Annotated in this window: 3 protein-coding genes and 1 pseudogene; all 4 read right to left on the minus strand. The window is 38.8% G+C overall.

Annotation, left to right across the window (positions count from 1 at the left end; all coding sequences use genetic code 11):
* Positions 1-3,013: pseudogene (locus tag ACFIO3_RS07045) on the minus strand (protein ndvB); the annotation flags it as partial.
* 231 nt (positions 3,014-3,244) lie between these two features.
* On the minus strand, positions 3,245-4,945 hold the full coding sequence (gene rpsA / locus ACFIO3_RS07050; protein WP_026500132.1) for a 30S ribosomal protein S1: 1,701 nt from the start codon (positions 4,943-4,945) through the stop codon (positions 3,245-3,247).
* Between the two features lie 132 nt (positions 4,946-5,077).
* Entirely contained in the window at positions 5,078-5,725 is a 648-nt protein-coding gene (cmk, locus tag ACFIO3_RS07055) for a (d)CMP kinase (RefSeq protein ID WP_375606160.1), read from the minus strand.
* Positions 5,722-6,471, minus strand: a 750-nt coding sequence (locus ACFIO3_RS07060) for a 3-phosphoshikimate 1-carboxyvinyltransferase (protein WP_375704248.1), incomplete at its 5' end; no start/stop codon positions are given. The genes cmk and ACFIO3_RS07060, both read right to left, overlap by 4 nt.

The following is a 6,471-nucleotide window of genomic DNA, read 5'->3' on the forward strand; positions in this document are numbered from 1 at the left end:
CATAATAAAGCCATGTCCGCCGTGCAATAGAACGGAGTTTTTTTTCATCTTTTGAAGAAAGATAAAGGCTATCTTGAAAGGTTGAAGGTTGACTCACAATCCAAGCAATGAAGGGTGAAAAAAACCATGCTATCCCAAAAGGCAAAGCAACCAAGCTTGCAAAACTATCAGAAAAAAGGGGGAGTGCTATAGTAAGAATACCAATAAGCGATGCTGGTGCCATTGTAAAAACATAGAAACGCAAACTATTGGGTATTGATTTTGTTGCGGCAGAAGTTTTCCATTCAAGAAGATGCCGTTTTGAAATCGTCATACGATAGAGTGTACGAATAATCGCATCGGTCATAAAATACGCCGAATGCGCAAGAAACGTCGTTTTAAGAAATATATCAGCGCTTGTAAGAGCAATTTTGTTCCAAATTAATTGAAAATGTCCACGCAAAGAATGATCTATATTGGATGAGACAAACGTTTTTAATACACATAGAATGGGTGAAATGAAGGAGCTAAACAACAAGAATAGTTGCCAGACGATTGCACTCTTTAATGGCAAAAGAGTCCAGCCTGAAAATGCTGCGATTAACCACATAAGTGGCATGAGAGAACGACGTAAATTATCCTGCATTTTCCAACGCGTTACAAAGCTTATTTGACGAGGAAAAAAAAGATAAGGTAAAAGTTGCCAATCACCGCGGATCCAGCGATGATACCGCATAACATCAATATTATAAGCTGTCGGATAATCTTCAACAATTTCTACGCTACTTACAAAAGCAGTACGAGCATATCCTCCTTCTAAGAGATCATGACTGAGAACAGTATTTTCTTTAATTTTGCCGTAAAGTGCTCGTTCAAATGCATCAATATTATAAAGCCCTTTACCGATAAAGGTGCCTTCTCCTAAAAGATCTTGATACGTATCAAAAACAGCAAAAACATAAGGATCAATACCACGGTTGGTAGAAAAAACGCGTTGGAGAATTGATGTTTTTTTTTCTGTTGTAAGAGAAGGAATAATGCGTGGTTGTAAAATGCTATAGCCCTTTACAACCTTTCCACTTTGTGGATCAAAAATGGGATGATTGAGTGGATGGTTAAGCTTTCCAACAAGTTGTGTGACGCTCTCTGGAGTAAGACGTGTATCACAATCCAGAGTCATAACAAAACGGCAATCCATAGGAAGACGTGGATTGGGAGGATAAAAGCTCGTGTTTTTATCGCCTCTTAAGAGTCGATTGAGTTCATGAAGTTTTCCTCGCTTTCGTTCCCATCCCATCCAACATTTTTCGCTTGTATTATAAAGGCGTCGGCGATGTAAAAGGAAAAAAAGCGGAAGTTCATCACGATGATAACGACTATTGAGTTTATCAATACTCTTTTGCGCATAGTGTAATAAATCAAGATCATCTTGCGTTTCTCTTAATGGAGCATCCACCCAATCTGTAATGAGTGCAAAATGAATGGCACCTTTAGGATTGGAAAGATAGTGCACTTCAAGATTGCGCACTTGTTCATCAATATCATCGCGTGATGTCATCAAAGTAGGTACAACAACCATTGTCCGCGCATATCCCGGAATACCTTCTTTATATTCATAACCAATGAGTTGTTTTGATGGGACAAACCAAGAAACAACAGTGTTAAATAAAGCAAAAGCAGCATCGATAGCAGGAAAAAGCGCCAATACAGTAAAGCAAAAAGACATCCATTGTGTCATGCCAAACACTTGTAAAAAAGCGTAAATTACAAGCAAAAGAGCAAGCGTTAGAAAAGAGACAGGAACGGCCATGACTCTCAATTTTGAGCAACAGGAAGCGCGTGTCCATTTTATGAGAAAGGGCGGAATATATCCACAAGCCTTTTCAAATATACCACAACCATCATCAACAAGGTACCACCCCACACAAGAATGATGAGGCATATCTTTAGAAGTGGAATTTGCCATTTCTACAACTTTATGTGCAACTTCCAGTTCACTAAGAGGTGAAAAGCGTGAAACTTTTTCAATGACTTGTCGATAAATATTGCGTGAGTGAGCATCAATTTCAGAAAAATCACTATTTTTACGCAAAATAGAATCAACACAACTCACTGTTTCAAACCATGCTGTCCAATCAACATCATCTATAGCTTTAAGAGCACTGATAATATTACCCATGGTCACACCATCTGCTGCTTGTCGGGTGTGTTCATCGGCTGTTGCAATCTCTAAGCTACTGCCTTGGCTTTCCAATTGTTTTTCAAGCCAAGTTAATGCTACGGTTGAATCAATAGATGCACTGCGCAAACGATAAAATAAATGCGCTGAAAAGGTTGGATCAATAGTAAGTGGTTGATACTGCGTAAAAATAGAATGGAGTTTTGGTTTATTTTCTACAAGAGAAATTTTATCAGCCACTTGACTAGCAAGATGACGCATACGCCGCGCTTTTTCAATACGGACTGAAAGACGACGGACATTTTCAATGAGCAGCATCTGCATCACAGAAGGAAGAGCCCACAATTCACCAATTGTGAGCGCACAAACTTCTTGAAATCCATTAATCATAGCAGTCAGTGTTTCTTGTGAAAAACTACTATCAGTATGCGCGATATAAAGCCAAGTTAAAATAAAAATTCGTGGCATTCCTGCTTTTTGTCTAGAAAGAGGAAGTTGCTTTATAAAGGACTTGGGGAGGTTACGGCGTAGCTGTTGTATGGTTTTATCAATGGCGTAATAATTATCAATGAGCCATTGAGCAGACGGTGCGATGGTCTCATCATTTTGGGCAGCAAAATCACTGGTATGAAAGGCATGAAGAATAAGTTTAGCACTTTCATTCAATCTCTTGCGAAAATCTTCTACTCCCTCATATTCAGGGAGTAAAACTTCTTTACCAGAAGCTATATCATGCCCTAAATTATAAAGATCTTCCTGTACTTTATAAATTGCACGAAGAGGAAAATCCGTATTAGTAAAATGATCTTTTCTCTCTGTTTGAGAAAAAAGTATTTTATGAAGGATATTATGCACGCCATGTCCCATTGTTATTTAATTACATCGTTTTTTATTTAAATTGTAAGCATTTTATCTGAATAGTGAACCGTTGATAGACAAAAAAACAAACTTTTTGTTTTTATTTGCAAGCATTTGCAATTTTTGACGCAATAATTAAAAAATAAGTAGACAATTTCTTTAGAAAATAAAAAGGTCACTCTTAAAATGAGTGACCTTAATAACAACATCAACTTTAATGATTGATGATTAATCTTGTTCTTGTTTTTTCAAAGCTGCACCCAGAATATCACCAAGAGAAGCACCTGAATCTGTAGAACCATATTGTGCAACAGCTTCTTTTTCCTCTGCAATTTCTAAAGCTTTGATTGATACTGAAATTTTACGTGTTTTTTTATCAAATGCTGTGATGCGAGCATCAACCTTTTGCCCAATTGCGAAACGCTCAGGACGTTGCTCATCACGATCACGCGCAAGATCAGCACGCCGAATAGTTGTCTCAAGGTTGTGGTCAATCAATTTCACACCAATGTCATTGTCGTTAACAGCAATCACTTCGCATGTTACAACTGCACCTTTTCGCAATTCGCCAGAAGCAGCTGCTTCTCCAACTTTATCGCTGGAAAGCTGCTTAATTCCAAGAGAAATGCGCTCTTTTTCAATGTCAACATCAAGAACCACAGCTTTAACGATATCGCCTTTATTGTAAGTATCAATGACTTGTTCACCAGGACGGTTCCAATCAAGATCAGACAGATGAACCATACCGTCAACATCGCCTTCAAGCCCAATAAAGAGACCAAATTCTGTTTTATTTTTAACCTCTCCTTCAATTTGCGAATTGACAGGAAATTTATTGGCAAAAGCTTCCCATGGATTTTCAAATGTTTGTTTTAAGCCAAGAGAAATACGCCGTTTAGAAGGATCAATCTCAAGAACAACCACTTCTACTTCTTGTGATGTAGACAGAATTTTTCCAGGATGAACATTTTTCTTTGTCCAGCTCATTTCAGAAACATGGATCAGCCCTTCGATTCCTGGTTCAATTTCAACAAAACCACCGTAATCAGTAATGTTGGTAACAGCACCCGTAATTTTTTTACCAATCGGATACCGGACACTGATGCTTTCCCAAGGATCACTTTCAAGCTGTTTCATTCCAAGAGAAATACGGTGCGTATCTTGATTAATGCGAATAATCTGCACTTTAATCGTTTGGCCAATTGTGAGCACTTCAGATGGGTGATTAACACGCCGCCATGCCATATCTGTAACGTGCAAGAGACCATCAATCCCACCAAGATCAACAAAGGCACCATAATCTGTAATATTTTTCACCACACCTTCAACGATTTGGTTTTCTTCAAGATTTTGTACGATTTCTGAACGTTGCTCAGCGCGACTTTCTTCTAAAACAGTGCGGCGTGAGACCACAATATTGCCACGACGACGATCCATCTTCAAAATTTCAAAGGACTGTGAATTATGCATGAGAGGTGAAACATCACGAATGGGACGAATATCAACTTGGCTGCGAGGTAAGAAAGCAACGGCACCATCAAGATCGACTGTAAAACCACCTTTTACTTGGCTAAAGATCACTCCATCAACGCGCGCACCAGCATTGAATTTTTCCTCCAAACGGACCCAACTTTCTTCGCGCCGTGCTTTTTCACGCGATAAAACAGCTTCACCCATCGCATTTTCAATGCGTTCAATGTAAACCTCAACTTCATCGCCAACTTGCAAAGAACCATCTTTTGCTTTAGCTCCAAATTCTTTGAGAGGAATACGTCCTTCGACTTTAAGACCAGCATCAATAATGGCCATGTCTTTTTCGATTGCAATAACACGACCTTTAACAACAGATCCTTCATTAAGATCATTAGTTTGAAAAGATTCTGTTAAAAGGGCTTCAAAATCCGCTGTTGTGGGATTGTATTGTGACATAAGAACTCCTAATATATACCTTGTATTATAAGGTATGAGCGCTAGGTTAGTGTTAACATAAGCAACTTCTTGCCTTTTTCCTTAAATACAGGAAAAAAAGTTAGCGCTAGGCCGGAAGTCACCTTGACGAATTTATCCAATTATATGCATTTTTATGATTGGATCAATAAAACTACATGCAATTTCAAATGTTGCTTCTATACTCAATTCTGACGTATCAAGCAAGTGGGCGTTTTTTGCTGGTTTTAGTGGGCTTTGTTTGCGCGTTATATCGCGACTGTCGCGCTGTTCAAGTTGAGCTAGGATTTCATGATAATTTGCTTGAACACCTTTTTTTAAAATCTCTTGGTAGCGGCGTTTGGCGCGTGTTTGAACATTGGCTAGAATATAAAACTTGATATCGGCATCAGGACAAACAATCGTTCCGATATCACGCCCATCAAGCACACAGCCGGGCAAAACTTTAGCAAAGTTGCGTTGTTTTTCGACAAGAATTTTGCGTACAGCAGGGTTAATTGCTATTTTTGAAGCCGCTTCACCAAGTTCATGAGAAGAAAGAAGAGAAGGATTTAAGGTATTAAAATCAAGTTCTTTAGCATAAATAATAGCATTACTTTCATCATGAAGAGATAAATTTTGTTGTAAAAGCGCATAAGCAACACCACGATAAGTGAGACCAGTATCGAGATGATGAAGATGATAATGTGCAGCAATTTTACGTGCTAAGGTTCCTTTGCCTGAGGCTGCAGGTCCATCAATAGCAATAACAAAAGGCTTCAAGCGATTCTCCCCCCAAGTTTTTTTATAAAAGGAATAAATTCTGGAAAGCTCGTAGCGATCATTCGTTTATCATCAATGGTAACAGGTTTTTCTGACACAAGCCCAAAAATGAGAAAACACATAGCAATTCGATGATCAAGATGTGTGGCAACATACCCACCCCCCAAACCTTTGGCAGAACCTTTTCCATAAACAACAAGAAAATCTTGACCTTCTTCACAGTCTACGCCATTAATTTTTAATCCTTGAGCAACAGCAGACAATCGATCTGATTCTTTTACACGCAATTCTTCAATGCCTAGCATAACTGTTTTGCCTTCTGCAAAGGCTGCTGCTACTGCCAAAGCAGGATATTCATCTATCATCGATGGAGCACGTTCTTTGGGCACCGTAACGCCTCTAAGGACCGATGATTTTATCCGTAGATCAGCAACATCCTCTCCACCTGTTTGACGTCGGTTCAAAAATTCAATTTGAGCACCCATTTCCCACAATGTTTCGATAAGTCCTATTCGAGAGTTATTTATCAAAACATTTTCAATGGTGATATCAGAGTCTTCTACAAGAAGGGCTGCGATAATTGGAAAAGCAGCAGAAGAAGGATCACCCGGAATATGAATCGTTTGTCCAGTAAGATGGGGTTGACCATTAAGATGAATCAAACGCGCACCTTCGTTATCTTTTTCTATTTCAAGTTGCGCACCGAATGCTTTTAACATTTTTTCCGTATGATCTCGTGTCAGAAC

This window comes from Bartonella sp. AD328YNZD (genome assembly GCF_042196425.1).

What these genes read in the sequence shown, in the direction of transcription:
- rpsA (WP_026500132.1), bottom strand. Translation starts at nt 4,945, where the DNA reads ATGTCACAATACAATCCCACAACAGCGGATTTTGAAGCCCTTTTAACA.